Annotated in this window: 18 protein-coding genes and 3 tRNA genes; 11 read left to right on the top strand and 10 right to left on the bottom strand. The window is 64.0% G+C overall.

Features of this window, described 5'->3' with window-relative positions; genetic code table 11:
- Positions 1 to 18: 18 nt before the first annotated feature.
- Positions 19 to 645 carry a glutathione S-transferase family protein gene (locus ASE85_RS00550; RefSeq protein ID WP_056684131.1) on the top strand — a complete coding sequence of 209 codons (627 nt, stop codon included), beginning with the start codon at positions 19 to 21 and terminating at the stop codon, positions 643 to 645.
- A 2-nt stretch (positions 646 to 647) separates the two neighbouring features.
- Here the strand turns inward: ASE85_RS00550 and ASE85_RS00545 are convergent, their stop codons facing one another.
- Positions 648 to 1694: a glycosyltransferase family 61 protein gene (locus ASE85_RS00545; protein ID WP_056681896.1), complete on the bottom strand. Its 1047-nt coding sequence runs from the start codon at positions 1692 to 1694 to the stop codon at positions 648 to 650.
- A gap of 173 nt (positions 1695 to 1867) precedes the next feature.
- Here ASE85_RS00545 and ASE85_RS00540 point away from each other — a divergent pair, with 173 nt between their 5' ends.
- From ASE85_RS00540 to ASE85_RS00520, 4 genes are all read left to right on the top strand, one after another.
- On the top strand, positions 1868 to 3139 hold the full coding sequence (locus ASE85_RS00540; RefSeq protein WP_235523141.1) for a M24 family metallopeptidase: 1272 nt from the start codon (positions 1868 to 1870) through the stop codon (positions 3137 to 3139).
- Positions 3140 to 3643: 504 nt separating this feature from the next.
- Complete coding sequence (gene alaS / locus ASE85_RS00530; protein ID WP_056681891.1) at positions 3644 to 6319, top strand: alanine--tRNA ligase; 2676 nt, start codon at positions 3644 to 3646, stop codon at positions 6317 to 6319.
- Positions 6320 to 6904, top strand: coding sequence for a nucleoside 2-deoxyribosyltransferase domain-containing protein (locus tag ASE85_RS00525; protein ID WP_235523139.1), 585 nt, complete (start codon positions 6320 to 6322; stop codon positions 6902 to 6904).
- A gap of 52 nt (positions 6905 to 6956) precedes the next feature.
- Positions 6957 to 7901, top strand: a complete 945-nt coding sequence (locus ASE85_RS00520) for a glutaminase (RefSeq protein WP_056681889.1) — start codon at positions 6957 to 6959, stop codon at positions 7899 to 7901.
- Here ASE85_RS00520 and ASE85_RS00515 read toward each other — a convergent pair.
- From ASE85_RS00515 to aroA, 6 genes are all read right to left on the bottom strand, one after another.
- Positions 7898 to 9682: a cation:proton antiporter domain-containing protein gene (locus ASE85_RS00515; protein WP_056681886.1), complete on the bottom strand. Its 1785-nt coding sequence runs from the start codon at positions 9680 to 9682 to the stop codon at positions 7898 to 7900. The genes ASE85_RS00520 and ASE85_RS00515 overlap by 4 nt on opposite strands.
- Positions 9683 to 9750: 68 nt before the next feature.
- Positions 9751 to 9836 (bottom strand) — tRNA-Leu (locus tag ASE85_RS00510).
- A 106-nt stretch (positions 9837 to 9942) separates the two neighbouring features.
- Positions 9943 to 10230 (bottom strand): integration host factor subunit beta, encoded by a 288-nt coding sequence (locus ASE85_RS00505; RefSeq protein WP_056681883.1) that lies wholly within the window; start codon positions 10228 to 10230, stop codon positions 9943 to 9945.
- A 179-nt stretch (positions 10231 to 10409) separates the two neighbouring features.
- A complete protein-coding gene (gene rpsA, locus ASE85_RS00500) occupies positions 10410 to 12122 on the bottom strand; it encodes a 30S ribosomal protein S1 (protein ID WP_056684122.1) in 1713 nt (570 codons plus the stop codon).
- A 177-nt stretch (positions 12123 to 12299) separates the two neighbouring features.
- Positions 12300 to 12929: a (d)CMP kinase gene (gene cmk, locus ASE85_RS00495; protein WP_056681880.1), complete on the bottom strand. Its 630-nt coding sequence runs from the start codon at positions 12927 to 12929 to the stop codon at positions 12300 to 12302.
- Positions 12926 to 14266, bottom strand: a complete 1341-nt coding sequence (gene aroA, locus ASE85_RS00490) for a 3-phosphoshikimate 1-carboxyvinyltransferase (RefSeq protein WP_056681877.1) — start codon at positions 14264 to 14266, stop codon at positions 12926 to 12928. Before aroA ends, cmk begins: the two co-directional genes overlap by 4 nt.
- Positions 14267 to 14413: 147 nt before the next feature.
- Between aroA and ASE85_RS00485 the strand changes: the two genes are divergently transcribed.
- From ASE85_RS00485 to ASE85_RS00475, 3 genes are all read left to right on the top strand, one after another.
- Positions 14414 to 14746 carry a TIGR02300 family protein gene (locus tag ASE85_RS00485; protein WP_056681874.1) on the top strand — a complete coding sequence of 111 codons (333 nt, stop codon included), beginning with the start codon at positions 14414 to 14416 and terminating at the stop codon, positions 14744 to 14746.
- Between the two features lie 86 nt (positions 14747 to 14832).
- Positions 14833 to 14908, top strand: a tRNA-Ala gene (locus ASE85_RS00480).
- An 88-nt stretch (positions 14909 to 14996) separates the two neighbouring features.
- Positions 14997 to 15072: transfer RNA gene (locus ASE85_RS00475), tRNA-Ala, on the top strand.
- A gap of 34 nt (positions 15073 to 15106) precedes the next feature.
- Here ASE85_RS00475 and ASE85_RS22760 read toward each other — a convergent pair.
- Positions 15107 to 15655 carry a hypothetical protein gene (locus ASE85_RS22760; protein ID WP_156358145.1) on the bottom strand — a complete coding sequence of 183 codons (549 nt, stop codon included), beginning with the start codon at positions 15653 to 15655 and terminating at the stop codon, positions 15107 to 15109.
- 2 nt (positions 15656 to 15657) lie between these two features.
- Positions 15658 to 17934, bottom strand: coding sequence for an ATP-dependent helicase (locus ASE85_RS00465; RefSeq protein ID WP_056681868.1), 2277 nt, complete (start codon positions 17932 to 17934; stop codon positions 15658 to 15660).
- A 104-nt stretch (positions 17935 to 18038) separates the two neighbouring features.
- On the opposite strand from ASE85_RS00465, the gene ASE85_RS00460 reads away from it, so the two are divergent.
- Both ASE85_RS00460 and ASE85_RS00455 read left to right on the top strand, forming a co-directional pair.
- A complete protein-coding gene (locus ASE85_RS00460) occupies positions 18039 to 18437 on the top strand; it encodes a GFA family protein (protein ID WP_056681865.1) in 399 nt (132 codons plus the stop codon).
- A gap of 127 nt (positions 18438 to 18564) precedes the next feature.
- Entirely contained in the window at positions 18565 to 19077 is a 513-nt protein-coding gene (locus ASE85_RS00455; RefSeq protein WP_056684119.1) for a hypothetical protein, read from the top strand.
- Here the strand turns inward: ASE85_RS00455 and ASE85_RS00450 are convergent.
- Positions 19040 to 19522 (bottom strand): Rrf2 family transcriptional regulator, encoded by a 483-nt coding sequence (locus ASE85_RS00450; protein WP_056681862.1) that lies wholly within the window; start codon positions 19520 to 19522, stop codon positions 19040 to 19042. The genes ASE85_RS00455 and ASE85_RS00450 overlap by 38 nt on opposite strands.
- A 109-nt stretch (positions 19523 to 19631) precedes the next feature.
- Here ASE85_RS00450 and ASE85_RS00445 point away from each other — a divergent pair, with 109 nt between their 5' ends.
- Positions 19632 to 20078: a globin domain-containing protein gene (locus ASE85_RS00445; RefSeq protein WP_056681860.1), complete on the top strand. Its 447-nt coding sequence runs from the start codon at positions 19632 to 19634 to the stop codon at positions 20076 to 20078.
- Positions 20079 to 20094 lie beyond the last annotated feature (16 nt).

Genomic DNA, 20094 nt, shown 5'->3' with positions numbered 1-20094 from the left:
AATGCCATGGGAGCCATCATGACGATCATCGTCCATCATCTGAACAACAGCCGGTCGCAACGCATTCTCTGGCTGTTGGAGGAACTGGGCGAACCCTATGAGGTCCGCCGCTACGAGCGCGACCGCAAGACCATGCGCGCGCCCGACAGCCTGCGCGCCATCCACCCGCTCGGTCGCTCCCCGGTGGTGGAGGTGGACGGCCATCGCCTGATCGAAACGGGCGCGATCATGGACTATCTGGTGGCCCGCGCCGGCAACCGTTTCGGCCCGCCGGCCGATGCGCAGGGGGCCATTCTCTACCGCCAGTTTCTCCATTATGCCGAAGGCTCGATGATGCCGCCGCTGCTGGCGCTGCTCATCATCGGCAAGCTGGGCCTGCTCGGTCGTCCCGCGCGCCCGACGGTGCAGCGCATGCTGGACGATCATCTCGACTGGCTGGAAAGCGAACTGGCGACCCGGCCCTATTTTGCCGGCGACGCCTTCACTGCCGCCGACATGATGATGAGTTTCCCGCTGGAGGCGTCGCGTGCACGCGGTGGCCTTGACAGCAGCCGTCCTCATCTGATCCGCTGGCTGGCAGACATCCACGCGCGGCCTGCCTACGCGGCGGGGCTGGCAGCCGGCGGCCCCTATGCCTATGCCTGACCCTATTGCCTCTTCAGCATGATGTTCAGTTTCCGCTCGAAGGTGGCGGCGTCGATTTCGAAATGGCGCTCGCCCTTTATGCTGGGATCGAAGCCGATCGGGCCTTCGCGCGGCAATATGTAGCCGACCCGCTGCCTGCGGAAATTGCCGATGCGCGACTGGCATTCGGTGATGTAGTTCATCGCCATGACCCGGCACCCGGCGGGCGAGAAGATGCTGTTGTGCAGCGCGCTGGAAAATTCGCCGATCACATCGTCGGCCGACGCGAAGAGCGCGATCTGCTGTTCCAGCGTCAGATGTTCCGGGCTGACGCTTTCAAAGCCGTAACTGGCCGCGATATCCTGTAGCTGCTGGGCATTGGCCAGAATGCGGTAGGATTGCACGCGCCGGTCCACGAAGATGCGCTTTCGGGCGGCCCCGTCCTGCCGATAGGGCGCCGTCAGCCATTCCAGTTCGTCATGGACGACATCGGAATAGACGAAGCGGTTGCCCCATCCGGGGATCAGCAGGCGGCGCACCGTCAGCACGTCCTGCAATTCCTTCGTTTCCACATGGAAGTCGGGCAGCAGCAGGTCGATCCATTTGAGCGCGTAGGAAGGGGCGTTGGCGGGCAGGATGATCGGGATGGCGGCCAGCGACGGATCCAGCCGATGCGCCGCGCGCATGACCAGCAGGCGAGGCATCACTTCCAGCAGGAAATGGCCGTAGATGACGCAATTATAGTTCCATACGGTCCAGGCGGTGTCGATCGTCCTATGCTCTCCGCCGCCTTGCAGGAACTGGCCCGTATAGCCTTCATCGGCATATTTGCGGATGATATAGCCGGGAAACAGCGCATTCTTCATGTCTTCCGACAGGCTTTGCAGGACCGGCGGGATGCACGGGCCGATCAGTTGCGCATCGTCGAAGGCCCAGATGCCCGCCGGCGGCGCGTCCAGCTTCAGCGCATGATTTTGCTCGATCGCATGAGTCAGTCCGTCATTCCACAGCATCGGCATGGGCGGAATTTGCCGGCTGCTGGGCCAATCATAAAAAAGTTGCTCCGCCATGCGGCCGTGACTCCGAATATTGCCGTTTGAGACACGCCCTCGCAGGGCCAGCGGAGTATGGCAAGGCTTGACATCGTGCAGGCCCGGCAGATTGCGTGTCGACAGGGGAGGCGGCTGTTGTGATCGCGCGTGCGCTGCGTTAGCCATCTGGTCGACGCAGCCGGGGAAATCCTATGACCATGAACGCCTATCATCCAGACCGCCGTACCCTGCTGCGCACCGTCGCCGCCGGTCTCGCCACAGCGCTGATAAGCCCGCGCCTCTTTGCGCAGGACAAGGCGGGCGAAGCGCTCAAATCCCTGACCGGCGCTATTACGCCGATCGGCAAGGCCGAGCGCGCAGACCGTCTCGCGCGCGCGCAGAAGATGATGCAGGCGGCCGGCATCGACGCGCTGCTGGTCGAGCCGGGCGCCAGCCTCATCTATTATAGCGGCATCCGTTGGCATCGGTCGGAGCGCCTGACCGCGCTGGTGATCCCGGCGAGCGGCGCGCCGCTGGTCGTCTGCCCCTTCTTCGAAAAACCCTCGATCGACGAATCGCTCGCCATCCCCGCGGAGGTGCGCGTCTGGCAGGAGCATGAAAGCCCCTATGCGCCGATCGCAGATTATCTGACCGCGAAGGGGCTGGCCAAGGGGCGCATCGGCATCGAGGAAACGGTCCGCTATTTCGCGGTGGATGGTATCAAGGCCGCGCTGCCCGCCGCGACGTTGGTGAAAGACCCCGTCACCCGCGCCATCCGCATGCGAAAGACGGCGGCCGAGATCGCCCTGATGCAGACCGCCGCTGACGTCACCATGGCGGCCTATCGCTGGACCTATCGCCAGGTGAAGGCCGGCATGACCCCCGCCGACATCGGCGCGCTGATGAGCGCGGCGACGAAGCAACTGGGCGGGCAGGTGGAGTTCAACCTGATCCTGATGGGCGAAGCGGCCGCCTATCCGCACGGTTCCGGCAAGCCGCAGGCGGTGAAGGCGGGGGAGGTCGTGCTGATGGACTGCGGCTGTACGGTCGAGGATTATCAGTCCGACATCAGCCGTACCTTCGTCCATGGCGCAGCCCCCACCGCGCAGCAGCGCAAGGTCTGGAACGACGTATCCCACGGCCAGACGATCGCGTTCGCCGCCGCGAAACTCGGCGTCCCGGCCGGATCGGTCGATGACGCGGTGCGCGGCTGGTATGAGACGCAGGGCTACGGCCCCGGCTATGCGCTTCCCGGCCTGTCCCATCGCACCGGCCACGGCATCGGCATGGAAGGGCACGAGCCGGTCAACCTCGTCCATGGCGAGACGACCAAGCTGGACATCGGCATGTGTTTCTCCAACGAACCGGGGCTGTATCTGCCCGGCGTGATGGGCGTGCGGATGGAAGACTGCTTCCACATGACCGCGCAGGGACCGGCGTGGTTTTCCAAGCCGCCGGTGTCGATTGAAGAGCCGATAGGGTAATGGAATTAACTCTTTTCCGTTCGGGCTGAGCCTGTCGAAGCCTCTTTTCGATTTCAAGAACTGCGGCCCTTCGACAAGCTCAGGGCGAACGGATGGCGGGACTAATCTGCACAATGAGTCTTTGGCGGCGTTATATAGACTGGATCGACACGGATCTCGGCGATACTTGGCCTCGCATGAACGGGTTATCCAGCGTGGTGCCGATCATCCCTCTCGGAGTCGCAGCGATCGCTGGCCTAATTTTTTACGGCCAAGGCAATCCTCCTTCTACCCTTGAGGTAGTAGTCATTGCTTTTTTGACCTTCTCGCTTTTCGCGATTTGGGGCTGGAGGGTTTATCTGGGAGCCAAGCGCCAAGTCAGACGAATACGCTCAGGTGATGCGGATGAGTAAATGCAGCCTCGATGGCTGTTTGAGGCATCACGCCAAATTGATCCCCCTTCCCAATCACCCACGACCAAATCCCCCGCTTGTGCGGCGGGCCGCTTCCCACTAAATCGCCCCCATGACCTCGACCAACGACATTCGCCGCTCCTTCCTCGACTATTTCGGGGCCAACGGCCACACCATCGTCCCGTCCGCGCCGCTGGTGCCGCACAACGATCCGACGCTCATGTTCGTCAATGCGGGCATGGTGCCGTTCAAGAATGTCTTCACGGGTCTGGAAACGCGCCCCTACAAGACCGCGACGTCGAGCCAGAAGTCGGTCCGCGCCGGGGGCAAGCATAACGATCTCGACAATGTCGGCTACACCGCGCGCCACCATACTTTCTTTGAAATGCTGGGCAATTTCAGCTTCGGCGATTATTTCAAGGAACAGGCGATCACCCACGCCTGGACGCTCCTGACCAAGGAATGGGGCCTGCCTGCGGACAAGCTGACCGCCACCGTCTACCACACGGACGACGAGGCGTTCGACCTGTGGAAGAAGATTGCCGGCCTGCCCGATCACAAGATCATCCGTATCCCGACCAAGGATAATTTCTGGGCGATGGGCGACAGCGGCCCTTGCGGTCCCTGCTCGGAAATCTTCTACGACCATGGCGACCATATCTGGGGTGGCCATCCCGGCAGCCCGGAGGAGGACGGCGACCGTTTCGTTGAAATCTGGAACCTCGTCTTCATGCAATATGAGCAGGAAGCCAACGAGATCGTCTCGGAACTGCCCAAGCCGTCGATCGACACCGGCATGGGGCTGGAGCGCATCGCGGCGGTGATGCAGGGCGTCCACAACAATTATGACACGGACACGTTCAAGGCGCTGATCGAAGAGTCCGCGGCGATCACCCGCACCGCGACCGATGGCGAGTTTCAGGCCAGCCATCGCGTCATCGCCGATCATCTCCGCTCGACCAGCTTCCTGATCGCCGACGGCGTCCTGCCCGCCAGCGAGGGGCGTGGCTATGTCCTGCGCCGGATCATGCGCCGCGCCATGCGTCACGCGCATATCATCGGCGCGAAAGACCCGCTGATGTATCGGCTCGTCTCCAGCCTCGTCTCCGAAATGGGCGGGGCGTTCCCCGAACTGGTCCGCGCCCAGCCGCTGATCGAGGAAACGCTGCTGCGGGAGGAAACCCGCTTCCGCAAGACGCTGGAAAACGGGCTGCGTCTGCTGGACGAAGCGACCACTGGCCTGTCGGAAGGCGCATCCCTGCCGGGCGAAACCGCGTTCAAGCTCTACGACACCTATGGCTTCCCCTATGACCTGACCGAAGACGCGCTGCGCACGCAAGGCCTGTCCGTCGACCGCGCCGGTTTCGACGCCGCCATGGCGGAGCAGAAGGCCGCCGCCCGCGCCGCGTGGAAGGGGTCGGGCGAGAAAGCGTCGGACGAAATCTGGTACGACATCGCAGAGACGCTCGGCAGCACCGAATTTGTCGGCTACGCCTCGACAAAGGGCGAAGGCGAAGTGCTGGCCATCCTCAAGGATGGTGCTCGCGTGGAGTGCGCCACGGTCGGCGACACGGTTGCGATCATCACCAACCAGACGCCCTTCTATGGCGAAAGCGGCGGCCAGAATGGCGACGCCGGCACCATCACATCGTTGGGCGGCCTGTCCGCCGATGTGGCGGATACGTCCAAGCCGCTCGGCCGCCTCCACGCCCATCAGGCGACGATCAACGCGGGCAGCGTCAAGGTCGGCGACACGGTCAATCTGGTCGTGGACGTCGAACGTCGCGACCGCATCCGCGCCAACCACAGCGCCACCCATCTGCTGCACGCCGCGCTCCGTAAGGAACTGGGCGCGCATGTGACGCAGAAGGGCAGCATGGTCGCGGCGGAGCGTCTGCGCTTCGACTTCAGCCATCCCGAAGCACTGACCCATGCCCAGATCGCGAAGATCGAGGCCGATGTGAACGCGCAGATCCGCCATAATGAGGAGGTCACGACCCGCCTCATGACCCCGGACGATGCGATCGGCGCAGGCGCGATGGCGCTGTTCGGCGAAAAATATGGCGACGAGGTGCGCGTCCTGTCGATGGGCCTGCCGGGCGAACCGGGTGGCAATAGCTATTCGGTCGAACTGTGCGGCGGTACCCACGTTCGCGCGACCGGTGATATCGCCTTGTTCAAGATCATATCGGAAAGCGCCGTGTCCAGTGGCGTCCGCCGGATCGAGGCGTTGACCGGTGAAGCCGCGCGCCTGTGGCTGATCGACCGCGACGACAAACTGCGCCAGACGGCCGCCGCGCTGAAAACCTCGCCCGACGAAGTGCCCGCGCGCATCGCCGCGCTGGTCGAGCAGAGCCGCAAGCTGGAGCGCGAACTGGCCGATGCCAGGAAAGCGCTCGCGCTTTCCGGCGCCGGTGCCGGCGGCGGTTCCGCGCAGGCGGCCGGCCCGGAAAAGGTCGGCAATGTCGATTTCCTGGGCCAGGTCATCGACGGCCTGGACCCCAAGGAATTGCGCGGCATCGTGGACGGCAACAAGAAGAGCCTGGGCAGCGGCGTGTCCGCCGTGCTGGCCGTGATCGACGGTCGCGCCACCATTGCCGTGGGCGTCACCGATGACCTGACCGGGACGTTCAGCGCGGTCGATCTGGTCCGCGCCGGCGTCGAAGCGCTGGGCGGCAAGGGCGGCGGCGGCCGTCCCGACATGGCGCAGGGCGGCGGCCCCGACGGCGAGAAGGCGCAGGCCGCGATCGACGCGGTCAAGGCGGCGCTCGCCAACGTCCCGGCCTGAATGGGCGAGGGCGGCGTCGGTGCTGACGCCGCCTCCTTCATGCTGCGGCTGTTCCTCACATCGCTGTTATTGGCGGTCCCGGTTGCCGCGCAGGCGGCCGAAGCGGTGACGATCACGTCGCCCGCGCCCCTGCCGGCCAACCATGATCGCGCCCGCCTGTTTCTGGGCGGCAGCATCGACATGGGCAAGGCGACGGACTGGCAGCGCGCCATGATCGCGGCGTTGACCACTGAGCGGGTCGCCATCCTCAATCCGCGCCGGCCCGACTGGAATCCTGCATGGAAGCCGGAGGCCAGCGACCAGAATTTCCGGCAACAGGTGGAATGGGAACTGGCCGCGCTCGACAGTGCGGACATCATCATCCTCTATTTCGCGCCGGGATCGCAAAGCCCGGTCAGCCTGCTCGAAATGGGTCTGCATGCCCGGTCGGGGAAGCTCATCATCTTCTGCCCGGATGGTTTCTGGCGAAAGGGCAATGTGGATATCACCGCGGCGCGTTATGGCGCGCAGCAGGTGTCGTCCTTTGACGAATTGCTCAGCGCGGTGCGCGCGCGCATTGCGATGGTCAACCGCGCGCTCGGCTGATAGCGCTTTCTTCCTCTGTTCTATCCGGGCTGGCTTGGGCTAAAGCTGTGCCATGGCCATTGATCTTCCCGCTCTGCTCGCTGACATCACCGCCGCCATGGCCGCCGCCGACCATCGCGGTGCCGTCGCCAGCTACATCCCCGAACTGGCGAAGGTCGACCCCGCGCAATTCGGCATCGCCATCGCGACGGCGGACGGAGGCTTGCTGACGGGGGGCGATGCGGAGACCGGCTTTTCGATCCAGTCCATATCCAAGGTGTTCGCCCTGACGCTGGCGCTGGGCAAGGTCGGCGACCAGCTATGGGATCGGGTCGGGCGGGAGCCTTCGGGCAACGCCTTCAATTCCATCACCCAACTGGAGCGGGAGGAGGGGATTCCGCGCAATCCCTTCATCAACGCCGGCGCCATCGTCGTGTCGGACGTGAATCTCGGTGGCCATCAGCCGCGCGTGGCGATCGGCGAGATGCTGCGCTTCATGCGCTATCTGGCCGGTGACGACAGCATCGCCATCAACGAGGATGTCGCGGCGTCCGAAACCGCCACCGGTTTTCGCAACATGGCGCTCGCCAACTATATGCGCGCGTTCAACAATGTCCGTCACCCGGTCGATCTGGTGCTGGGCAACTATTTCCACCAATGTGCGATCGAGATGAACTGTCGCCAACTGGCGCTCGCCGGCCGCTACCTGATGCTGGACGGGCGGCATCCCGACGGAGGCCGGGTGGTGTCGCCTGGTCGTGCGCGCCGCATCAATGCGCTGATGCTGACCTGCGGCCATTATGATGCGTCGGGTGATTTCGCCTTTCGCGTCGGCATCCCCGGCAAGTCGGGCGTGGGGGGCGGTATCCTCGCCATCGTGCCCGGCCGCGCCTCGATCGCGGTCTGGTCGCCGGGCCTCAATGACAACGGCAACAGCCAGCTTGGTACGCAGGCGCTCGAAATGCTGGCACGACGTACCGGCTGGTCTGTGTTCAGTCCGCCCGAAGAGGGAGATTAAGGCACCTCGTCCGGGCGCAGGCGGCGCAGCTTGGGCGCGGTTTCCATCTGCGCCGCTTCCTTGATCCCCACGCGCAGATCCTCGCGCGTCTGGTGGATCGACGCGATCACCGGACCCATCGCGACGCCCAGGTCGACCAGCGCGGTTTCGGCCAGTTGCAGCGAGCTTTCCAGCGTTTCAGGCACGGCATCGCTGGCGCCCGCCCTGTAGAGTTGCGCGGCATGATCGGTATCGCGGGCGCGCGCGATGATCGGCAGGTCGGGCACCCAGCCGCGCACCCGCTTGGTCACGCGCACGGACAGTACCGGATCGTCCATGGTCAGGATCAGCGCACGGGCATGGCCCAGCCGCAACCGATCCAGCATTTCCGCCCGCGCGACGTCGCCGAACAGGATCGGATAGCCCAGCCGCCGCGCTTCCGCGACGACATCGGGATCGGATTCGACGACGATGAAGCGCTGCTTGTGAGTCTTGAGCAGGTCGCACACCATGCGCCCGACCCGACCGAAGCCGATGATGACCGCCGCCGCTTCGGTATGTTCTTCCGTCGCTTCGATCGTCTCCTCGCCCAGCGCCGTTTCCAGCCGGCGGGCGATATCATGGCCGATCCGCGCCAGCAGCGGCGTGATGGTGAGGCCAATGGCGGTCACGATCTGCCAGAAGGCGGCGGTGGAAGGGAGGATCAGTTGTGCCGCCGAGGCTGCCGACAGCACGATCAGGGTGGTTTCCGACGGGCTGGACATCAGCACGCCGACCTCCAGCGCCACGCCCTTGCGCGCGCCGGAGAAGTAGAGCAGCGCGCCGGTCACCAGCGTCTTGGCCAGCACCACGCCGACCACCGCCAGCATCAGGCTGGGCCAGTTGGCCAGGATCACGCGAATGTCCAGGCTCATGCCCACGGTGATCAGGAACACGCCCAGCGCCAGCCCCTTGAACGGGGCGGTCATCACCTCGACTTCGCTATGATAGTCGGTTTCTGCGATCAATATCCCCGCCAGCAGCGCGCCGACGATCGGCGACAGGCCAGCGATCGACGTCGCCAGGCTGGACACGATGACCACCAGCAGGCTGGCTGCCAGAAACACTTCGGGGCTTTTCGTCCGCGCCGCCTGGCTGAACATATGGGGCAGAAACACCCGACCCAGCACCAGCATGACGGCGATGGTGATGCCGCCCTTCATCAGCGTATTGGCCATTTCGCTCCAGGCGCCGTCCGGGCTGGCCGCGACGGAGGGGGCGAGTGCACCCAGCATGAAGATGATCGGGACCAGCGCCAGATCCTCGAACAACAGCATGGAAAAGGCCGCGCGGCCGACCGCGCTTTGCGTGCCGACCATTGGCAGCACGACGGCGGTGGAGGACAGCGCCAGCGCCAGACCGAGGCCAATCGCCCCGGCGGTGGGCTGGCCCAGAAAATAGAGGCCCATCGCGATCAACAGCGCGCCGCCGATCAATTCGGTCGCGCCTACGCCGAACACCTGCGCCCGCATCGTCCACAATCGCCGGAAACTCAGCTCCAGCCCGATGGAAAAGAGCAATAATATGACGCCCAGTTCCGCGAACGGCTCGATCGCCGCCCCGTTGGATATGGTGACATGATAAAGCCAGGGATATTGGCCGACCAGCGATCCCAGACCGGCCGGCCCGACCGCCAGCCCGACAAGGATGAAGCCGATGACAGGGCTGATGCGGAAACGGGCAAATCCGGGGATGACGAGTCCCGCCGCCCCCAGGATGACGAGGGAGTCGCTGAAACTGTTGGGATTGATTGCACCGGCCATATCGGCACCATCGCGGCAACTGGCCGTAATATCCAGTCCTTTGACAGGAAAAAACCTGTCATCTTTGCTGGTGCGGACGATGGGACTTGAACCCATATTCCCAGGGGGAGGCGGATTTTAAGTCCGCTGCGTCTACCGATTTCGCCACGTCCGCATGCCGGCATAGCCAGGCCGCGTCTCAGTGGCGGCTGGCGCGCGGCAGGTCAAGCGCGATCGAGCGTGCCAGCTCGATCGCCATCAGGATCGACGGGATGAGGGCTTCAGGCGTCCTTGCCGTTCAACCGTTCGCGCATTTCCTTGCCCGGCTTGAAATAGGGTACGCGCTTGGCATCCACCGGCACCTGCTCGCCCGTACGCGGGTTGCGCCCGGTGCGGGCATCGCGTGCGCGCGTGGTGAACGCGCCGAAACCGCGCAATTCGACACGGCCGCCCGCAGACAGGCGGTCGACAATCTCCCGGAAGAAAAGATCGACGATCTTTTCCACTTCCGGCAGACTCAGGCCTGGATTTTCATCGGCCAATTTCTGGATCAATTCCGAACGGATCATTGGATCTCCAGCGCCCCTCTGCTGTGCCCCTGCGCCGTTATAGATAATCTGGAAGGCGTTGACAATCGGCGAACAAGGGGTCGTTACGTTTCCAGAAGGATGATGCGATCAAGGATATGAAAAAGCCCGCCGGACGATGGTCCGGCGGGCTTTTCTGTCACTTCGAAAGCGTAAAGGGCTTAGCCTTCGCTCTTCGCCTTGAGCGCTTCGCCCAGGATGTCGCCCAGCGACGCGCCGCTGTCGGACGAGCCATATTGTGCCACAGCCTGCTTCTCTTCGGCGATCTGCATCGCCTTGACCGAGAAGGTCGGCTTCTTGGCCCGGTCGAAACCGGTCACCATGGCGTCGAACTTCTGGCCGACCTGGAAGCGTTCCGCACGCTGTTCGTCGCGGTCGCGGCCAAGGTCGCTGCGCTTGATGAAGCCGGCAGCGCCGTCTTCGCCAGCCTGGACTTCCAGGCCGCCGTCGCGCACTTCCAGAACCGTCACGGTGACGATCGAGTTCTTGTTGAGGCCGGCAGCCGCAGCAGCGGTGCCACCAGCGGCCGGGCCGCCACGCTCAAGCTGCTTCATGCCCAGGCTGATGCGCTCCTTCTCGACGTCGATGTCGAGAACGACGGCCTGAACCGCCTCACCCTTGCGGTGCAGCGCCAGCGCGTCTTCGCCCGAAATGCCCCACGCGATGTCCGACATGTGGACCATGCCGTCCACATCGCCGTCCAGGCCGATGAACAGGCCGAATTCGGTCGCGTTCTTGACTTCGCCTTCGACGGTCGAACCGATCGGGTGGCGTTCTGCGAACGAATCCCACGGGTTCGACTGGGCCTGCTTGAGGCCGAGCGAGATGCGGCGCTTTTCGGGATCGACTTCCAGCACCAGAACTTCGACTTCCTGGCTGGTCGAAACGATCTTGCCGGGGTGGACGTTCTTCTTGGTCCAGGACATTTCCGACACGTGGACCAGGCCTTCGATGCCCGGCTCCAGCTCGACGAACGCACCATATTCGGTGATGTTCGTGACGCGGCCCGACAGCTTGGCGCCGATCGGATATTTGGCCGATGCGCCTTCCCACGGATCGCTTTCCAGCTGCTTCATGCCGAGGCTGATGCGCTGGGTATCGCGGTTGATGCGGATGATCTGCACGCGGACGGTGTCGCCGATGTTGATCATCTCGTTCGGGTGGTTGATGCGCTTGTACGACAGGTCGGTGACGTGCAGCAGGCCATCGATGCCGCCCAGGTCAACGAACGCACCATAATCGGTGATGTTCTTGACGATGCCTTCGATGATCTGACCTTCGGCCAGCGTCTGGATGAGGCCGCTGCGCTGTTCGGCGCGGGTTTCTTCCAGGATGGCGCGACGCGACACGACGATGTTGCCGCGGCGGCGATCCATCTTCAGGATCTGGAAAGGCTGCGGAATGTCCATCAGCGGGGTGACGTCGCGCACGGGGCGGATATCGACCTGCGAACCGGGCAGGAACGCCACGGCGCCGTCCAGATCGACGGTGAAGCCGCCCTTGACGCGACCGAAGATGACGCCTTCGACGCGCGCGCTCTCGGTGAACTCGCTTTCCAGCTTGTCCCAGGCGGCTTCGCGGCGGGCGCGGTCACGCGACAGCATGGCTTCGCCATGGGCGTTTTCGACGCGATCGACATAGACTTCGACTTCGTCGCCGACCTTGAGGTCAGCTTTCTGGCCCGGCGCGGCGAATTCGCGCAGCGGCACGCGGCCTTCGGACTTCAGACCTACGTCGATGACGGCCAGGTCGTTTTCGATGGCGGTAACGGTGCCCTTGACGACGCGGCCTTCAAAGCCGCCGTCTTCACCACCGAGAGAATCATTGAGAAGCGCGGCGAAATCGTCGCGCGTGGGGAATGCCACAGAGGCCATGGTTGGTCCTTCAAACATCATTGCTGGCCAATCGGTTGTGTCCGATGGTCTTTGGCCAAACCACGCGCAGGACCGAATATCCGGCGCGTATCCAAAGAGTTACGGCTTATGGGAACGCGCAGGCCGGATAAGCGAAAAGGGCGCCCGGCATGACCGCGCGCCTTATCGGGTCACACCCTAGGGGCGACCTTCAAGCTGGGCGTCCACAAGCGCGATGGCCCGCTGGACGGCCGCGTCTATAGTCAAATCGCTCGTATCTAGCAAGTCCGCGCCCTGCGCCACTTTCAACGGGGCATGGTCGCGGCTCATGTCGCGGGTATCGCGCGCCTGAATGTCCGCGATCAGGCTGTCCATGTCGGGATGGCCGCCATGGCTCAGCGCATCCTTGAAGCGGCGCTCGGCGCGCACATGGACACTGGCGGTGACGAAGATCTTGGCGTCGGCATCGGGCGCGATGACCGTGCCGATGTCGCGTCCGTCCAGGATGGCGCCGCCCGGCTGTGTAGCGAAATCGCGCTGGCGCTGGACCAGTGCGTCGCGCACGCTTTGATGCACCGACACGCGCGAGGCAAGGCTGCCGACCGCTTCGCTGCGCAGCGCAGGGTCGGCCAGGATCGCGTCATCGAAACCGGAGGCGGCCAGCGCGTCATCCTCATGATCCGGATCGCCGCCCGCCTTCAGCACGGACAGGCCGACCGCGCGGTAGAGCAGGCCGGTATCCAGAACGGGAAGGCCGTAATGCTGCCCCAGCGCCTTGGCGATGGTGCCCTTGCCCGATGCGGCGGGGCCGTCCACGGCGATGATCATGCAATCGCTCCCAGAGACTGGAGGAGGGGAAGGAAGGTCGGGAAGCTGGTGGCGACCGGGCGCATGTCGTCGATGGTGACGCCCTCCTTCGATACGAGGCCCGCCACGGCAAAGCTCATCGCGATGCGGTGGTCCAGCTTCGTGGCAACCGGTCCGCCACCGGGCAATGCCGCGCCGCCGCTGCCCTCGATGATGATGCCGTCTTCCAGTTCCTCCACGGTCACGCCGATCGCGCGCAGCCCTTGCGCCATGGTTGCGATCCGGTCCGATTCCTTGACGCGCAGTTCCTCAAGGCCGCGGAAGATGCTGCGCCCCTCCGCAAAGGCGGCGGCAATGAAGGCGACGGGATATTCGTCGATCATGCTGGGCGCGCGCGCCGGGTCCGGCTCGACGCCCTTCAACGCGGAGGCGGTGACGATCAGGTCGCCGACCGGTTCGCCGCCCACTTCGCGGGCGTTCACGACCTCGATCGACCCGCCCATCTCGCGCAGCAGGTCGATCAGGCCCGCGCGCGTACCGTTCAGACCCACATTGCCGATCGTCACCTGCGAGTCCCGCACCAGCAGCGCCGCGACCATCGGGAAGGCGGCGGAGGAGGGGTCGCCTGGTACGACGATATTCTGCGGCTTCAGTTCCGCTTCGCCGACCAGCGTGATGACGCGCGTGCCATCCGCCTGCACTTCGACATTCAGGTCCGCGCCGAAGCCCTTGAGCATGCGCTCGCTATGGTCGCGGGTCGGGATCGGCTCGACCACGCGGGTGATGCCCGGTGTGTTGAGACCGGCCAGCAGGATCGCCGACTTCACCTGCGCCGACGCGACCGGCAGGCTATAGTCCAGCGGCACGGCGGGGCAGGCGCCCTTCATGGTCAGCGGCAGGCGATCGCCCGGACTCGTGGTGAAGCTGGCGCCGGTGCGCGACAGCGGCTCGGTCACGCGGGCCATCGGCCGCTTGCTCAGCGAAGCGTCGCCGGTGAAGGTGGCGGTCAGGTCATGGCTGGCCAGCAGGCCCATCAGCAGGCGGGTGGACGTGCCGCTATTACCCATGTCGAGCGCCGTTTCAGGCTGGAGCAGCCCGCCCACGCCCACGCCATGGATATGCCACACACCGTCGTCGTCGCGCTCGATCTGTGCGCCCATCGCCCGCATCGCAGCAGCGGTGGCCAGCACATCCTCGCCCTCCAGCAGGCCCTCGACCCGGCTTTCGCCCACGGCCAGCGCCGACAGCATCAGCGAGCGGTGGGAAATGCTTTTGTCGCCCGGCACGGTGACGCTGCCGGACAAGGCGGGCGCGGCGGTGAAGGTGCGGGGGGTGGCTTGATCGTCATGCTGGGTCACGGGGTATCCATTGTGTTGGAACCGAAAAAATGCGAGCGGCTTTTGACAGCGCGATCCCGCTATGGCAAGGCGCCCGACGTTTCGCGGGCAACAAGCGTTGCGCCGCGTGATTTCTGTTTGAAGCATCGAAGAAGGAACAGGCCGGACATGGTGAAGGCTGAATGGGGCACGAAGCGGACTTGCCCAAAATGCGCGACACGCTTCTACGACCTGGGCAAGGACGATCCGGTCATCTGCATCAATTGCAACAGCGCCTGGGAACCGGAACCGGTGCTGAAGTCGAAGCAGCCGCTGCCTTATGAGGCGGCAGCGCCCAAGAAGGTGATCGAAACCGCAGATGGCGAGCTGGAAACGGCTGACGACGATCTGGATATCGACGTCGATGAAGACGATGATTCGCCGGATAATGACGTCGATCTGGGCGGTGACGACGACCTGGGTGTCGACGCTGGCAGCGATAACGACAGCGACGACAATTAAGTAAAATTTCTGCTTGCCAACGGGGTCGCACGATCCTAGAGGCAGCGACCTCCGAAGCGCCGGACCCAACGGCGCTTCATTGGTACGGGGCCTTAGCTCAGCTGGGAGAGCGCCTGCATGGCATGCAGGAGGTCAGCGGTTCGATCCCGCTAGGCTCCACCAATTTTCGCGTATGGCGAAATATATATGCGACCGACGGCATCGCCGGACATGGTTCGCCCAAAGGGTTGCGGCAGCACCGCGACAGGATGGGGCCTTAGCTCAGCTGGGAGAGCGCCTGCATGGCATGCAGGAGGTCAGCGGTTCGATCCCGCTAGGCTCCACCAAATTTTTCGACGACGATGCTAAGCATGCTCCCTGTCATATTTTAGATGAATCAAGCGGGACCGCCGTTGGAAATACTCGCCTTACGGACTCAAAAGTCATGGCTACGTCAAACTCGGCGATTTCATGTATAAAGGCATTGCGCTTGAGTTCGCTGAACAGCAAAATCGTCGTGGCTTGCTCATGCGCCGGAACGGTCTTGGGGGCTTTCCCTGCCCAACATAGCGCTCTGGTTCGATAGCGCTGACCTTGCCGCTTCAGCGGATCAAACCTATCAGTGGGCTGCTTGACCTCAATGTGCAGCGCAAACCGCCGCTCTACATCATCAGCCACCACAACGAAAATATCTGTTTCGCTTCCAGAACATCCTTCGCAAGCGCAACTGCCCGTCCAATAATTCTTCCACCAGAATTTTGCGTTCGGGCGTTTGGCAGTCATTTCTTCCCAAAGAACGCGACAGCCGTTGCGATCGGCGAAAATCGTTTGTCCGATTAACCAATTTAGAAAAGCGGAATTATCGCGCAGCGTGTCGGCGAAAGCGGCAGCATAAACATGCTCTTTGTATCCATAAACGCTTTTGTCCACGATCACCCCACGCTGACGAAACTATCCATCACCCGCTTCCGCCCGGCCGTCTCGAAATCGATCTCCAACTTGTTGCCCTCGATCTCAGCCACCGTGCCATAGCCGAATTTCTGGTGGAACACGCGCAGCCCCACGCTCATGTCGCTGCGCCCCTTGTTGCCCAGCGACACGGCCGATGCCCGTGCCTCCACGATTCGCACCGGTTCCTTGCTGAACTGTCCGGTAGACTGCGCCCGTTGCCAGCCCGGCCCGCGTCCGGTGCCGCGCGCGACATTGGCGAAGGGATCGTCCCGTTCCGACCAGTTGGCCCGCCACAGCGATGCGCCACCGGACATGCTGCTTTCCGATTCGACATGTTCGGGCGGCAATTCGCCGACGAACCGCGACGGGATGCTGCTGGTCCACTGGCCATAGATGCGGCGGTTGGCGGCATGCAGGATGGTGCAGCGCTTGCGCGCCCGCGTGATCGCCACATAGGCAAGCCGCCGCTCCTCCTCCAGGCTGTTCAGGCCACCTTCGTCCAGCGCCCGTTGTGACGGGAAGATGCCTTCCTCCCAGCCGGCCAGGAACACCGTGTCGAACTCCAGTCCCTTGGCGGCGTGGATGGTCATGATGGTGATCTTGCGCTCGTCCGCCTGCGCCTCATTGTCCATGACGAGGCTGACATGCTCCAGGAAAGCGCCCAGCGTTTCATATTCTTCCATCGCTCGCGCCAGTTCGGACAGGTTTTCCAGCCGCCCCGCGCTTTCGGTCGTGCGCTCGGCCTGCAACATCGCGGTATAACCGCTCTCGTCCAATATCTGCCGCGCCAGTTCCGCATGCTGCAATTGCCCGGCCCGGTCGCGCCAGCGCGCCAGATCGCCGATGAAGTTGCCCAGCGACCGCCGCGCCTGCGGCGTCAGTTCGTCGGTGTCCAGGATGCGCGCCGCCGCCAGCGCCAGCGGTATGCCTTCCGCTCGCGCCAGCCGGTGCAGCTTCTCCACAGCCTTGTCGCCCAGACCGCGCTTGGGCACATTGACGATCCGCTCGAACGCCAGATCGTCGGCAGGCTGGTTCACCAGCCGCAGATAGGCCAGCGCATCGCGGATTTCGGCGCGTTCGTAGAAGCGAAAGCCGCCGACGATGCGATAGGGCAGGCCAATCTGGATGAAGCGATCTTCGAACTCGCGGGTCTGGTGCTGGGCGCGGACGAGGATCGCGACCTCGTCCAGCGACCCGCCGCTGCGCTCGACCGCCTCTATCTCCTCGCCGACGCGCCGGGCTTCCTCCGGCCCGTCCCATACACCGACGACCTTCACCTTTTCGCCGACGTCGATATCGGTCCACAACGTTTTGCCCAGGCGATTGCCATTTTCCGCGATCACCCCCGACGCGGCACCCAATATATGCGGCGTAGAGCGATAATTCTGCTCCAGCCGGATGATCGTCGCGCCAGGAAAATCCTTCTCGAACCGCAGGATATTGGCGACCTCTGCGCCGCGCCATGAATAGATCGACTGATCGTCGTCGCCCACGCAGCAGATATTCTTGCGCGTCTGCGCCAGCAGCCGCAGCCACAGATATTGGCTGCTGTTGGTGTCCTGATATTCGTCCACCATGATATAGCGGAATTTCTGCTGATATTGCTCCAGCACGTCGCGATGCGTCTTCAAAATCGTGAGAGTATGCAGCAGCAAGTCACCGAAATCACACGCATTTACATCGCGCAGCCGCGCCTGATAGGCGGCATAGAGCGTCTGCCCCTTGCCATGGGCATAGCCCTCTGCCTCGCCCGCGCCGACATCGGCGGGCGTCCATCCCTTGTTCTTCCACTGGTCGATCAGGCCGGCCAGTTGCCGCACCGGCCAGCGCTTCTCGTCGATCCCGTCCGCCTGCACCAGTTGCTTCAGCAACCGCAACTGGTCGTCGGTGTCGAGGATGGTGAAATTGGATTGCAGCCCGACCAGTTCGGCATGGCGCCGCAGCATCTTCGCCGCGATCGCATGAAAGGTGCCAAGCCACGGCATCCCCTCCACCGCATCGCCGATCATCCGCCCGACCCGCGCGCGCATTTCGCGCGCCGCCTTGTTGGTGAAGGTCACCGCCAATATTTCGGACGGCCAGGCCCGGCGCGTGCCGATCAGATGGGCGAGCCGCGCGGTCAGCGCCGCCGTCTTGCCGGTTCCCGCGCCGGCCAGCACCAGCACCGGCCCCTCCGTCGTCAATACCGCCTCGCGTTGCGGAGGGTTCAGTCCATCCATATAGGGCGGATCGTTCGGGGAGGGGGCAGGGACGGTCATGATGGATCAACTAGGCATGGGAGGGAGCAGGGGCAAGGGCAGGCGCTTGCAGCGACGCGCCTTCTATGAGAACAAAAGGCGAATCATGCAAGGGAGCAAGAGCGATGCTGACGGGACGATGCCAGTGCGGGGCGATCCGCTACGAAGCGACCGGCGATCCGGCCTATAGCGCGCTGTGCCATTGCAAGGATTGCCGCGCCAGCACCGGCGCGCCGATGGTCGGCTGGGCGTTGTTCCCGGAAGATGCGGTGACGATCGAGGGCAAGGCGGTACGTTATCAAAGTTCCGACAATGCGACGCGGCATTTCTGCGGTACCTGCGGTACCGGCCTTTTCTATACCAATCCGGTGGCTTTCCCCGGCGCGATCGACATCCAGACCGCTACGCTGGATGATCCCGGCGCGCTGCCGCCACAGGCGCAGATTCAGATGGCAGAGGCCCTGCCATGGGTTGCGAAGCTGCATGATGTGCCGGCCTTCGACCGCTATCCCGAAGGACCGTGACGGATTTTCGGGCACTCGTCCGGTCGTGTGCACGCCCCATTTCGTCTCAGGGGCGGAACGGGGCTGTCACGACGTCGGTTTTCCTTTCCGAACGGGGCGAAGAATAAAATAGGAAAGGATGATCCCGATGAGATCCATCATGCTGGCCGGCGTGGCAATGCTGAGTTTTGCCACGCTGAGCGGAGCCGCCACCGCGCAGGATGCCCCCGCACCAGGCGGTCAGCCACCCGCTGACGCCATGACGCCGCCCGCACAGCCTGCGCCTGCCGATCCGGCCGCCACGCCGCCATCGGCGCCAGTTCCGCCTGCCGCCCCGGCCGAACCATTCGCGCCGTCTGCTGCGCCGCCCGCACCCCCTCCGCCAGCACCGTCTCCTCCGGCACCACCCGCCCCACCGCAAGGTGATCCCAATGCCGGCCAGCCCAAGGGCGCGGTTCCTGCGGACCCCGGCATGATGCCGGCCCCGGCCGGCGTGCCGAAGGACCCGTCTGCACCGATCGGCTCCGCGTCCAATCCGGCGACGGTGGGCGGCAATATGAGCCCCCCACCGATGGAGGCGAAGGACTATCCCACCTGCACCCGCACGGTGCAGGATAGCTGCATCAATCGCGGCGAAGCGTCGAAGGGGCGCAAGCGCTAACCGGCTGAAGCGCTCTGGCCGGGGCGGGCAGGGCAGCGATCAACGCTGCCAGCCCGGCCCGGTCGCGCGCCGCATCGGCCAGGCTATGGCGGTCGAGTACCGCCAGAAAGGCCTGCGTCGCCTCGGCCAATATGCCGGTCAGGCCACAGGATGGGCGGATGGCGCAACTGGCGCAATCCGCCATTTTCATGTCCGGCTCGCTATGCCGCACCACCGCACCGATGCTGATATCCGCCGCCGGCCGCGCCAGCGCGAAGCCGCCGCCGCGCCCGCGCCGGGTATGGATGAAATCCCCCTGCGCCAGATGATGCACCACCTTCATCAGATGGTTGCGCGACAGCCCATAGCCATCGGCGATCTCCGGGATCGTCGCCCGCCCGGACGGGGCGGCCGCGAGGTGGATCAGCATGCGCAGGGCATAGTCGGTATGGCGGGTCAATTGCATGGCTGTTCCGATACCGGCGCGGCAGGTCGTGTTCAAACATATATTCTATTTACATGTTAAAACATGCAAATTAAATACACCTTATCGACTCATCAAAGAGGTCAATAAAGTGTCCAACTCGCTGTCTCAAACCACCATCGCCATCGTGAAATCCACTGGTCCCGCGCTGCGAAAACATGGGGTTGCCATCACCACGGCCATGTATGCCCGCCTGTTTGAGGATGAAGAAGTAAAGGCTATGTTCGATCAGGCGGCACAGGACAGCGGCGAGCAGCCCAAAAGGCTGGCCGCGGCGATCCTGGGTTATGCGGAAAATATCGACAGACTGGAGGTTCTGGGTGGCGCGGTCGCACGCATGGTGGCGCGCCATGTCCAGACCGGGGTAAAGCCGGACCATTATCCCAAGGTCGCCGCCGCGCTGCTGCCCGCCATCCGCGACGTGCTGGGCGAAGACGTCGCCACGGACGAGGTGCTGGCGGCCTGGGCCGAGGCCTATCAGTATCTGGCCGACATCCTCATCGGGCAAGAAGCGAAGGCTTACGCCGAAGCGGCCTGATCGCCACAGGGCGGAG

The sequence above is a fragment of the Sphingobium sp. Leaf26 genome (assembly GCF_001421665.1).
Classification (GTDB): domain Bacteria; phylum Pseudomonadota; class Alphaproteobacteria; order Sphingomonadales; family Sphingomonadaceae; genus Sphingobium.
Note: the sequence above shows the minus strand (reverse complement) of the source record. Positions and strands in the feature narration are given on the sequence as shown.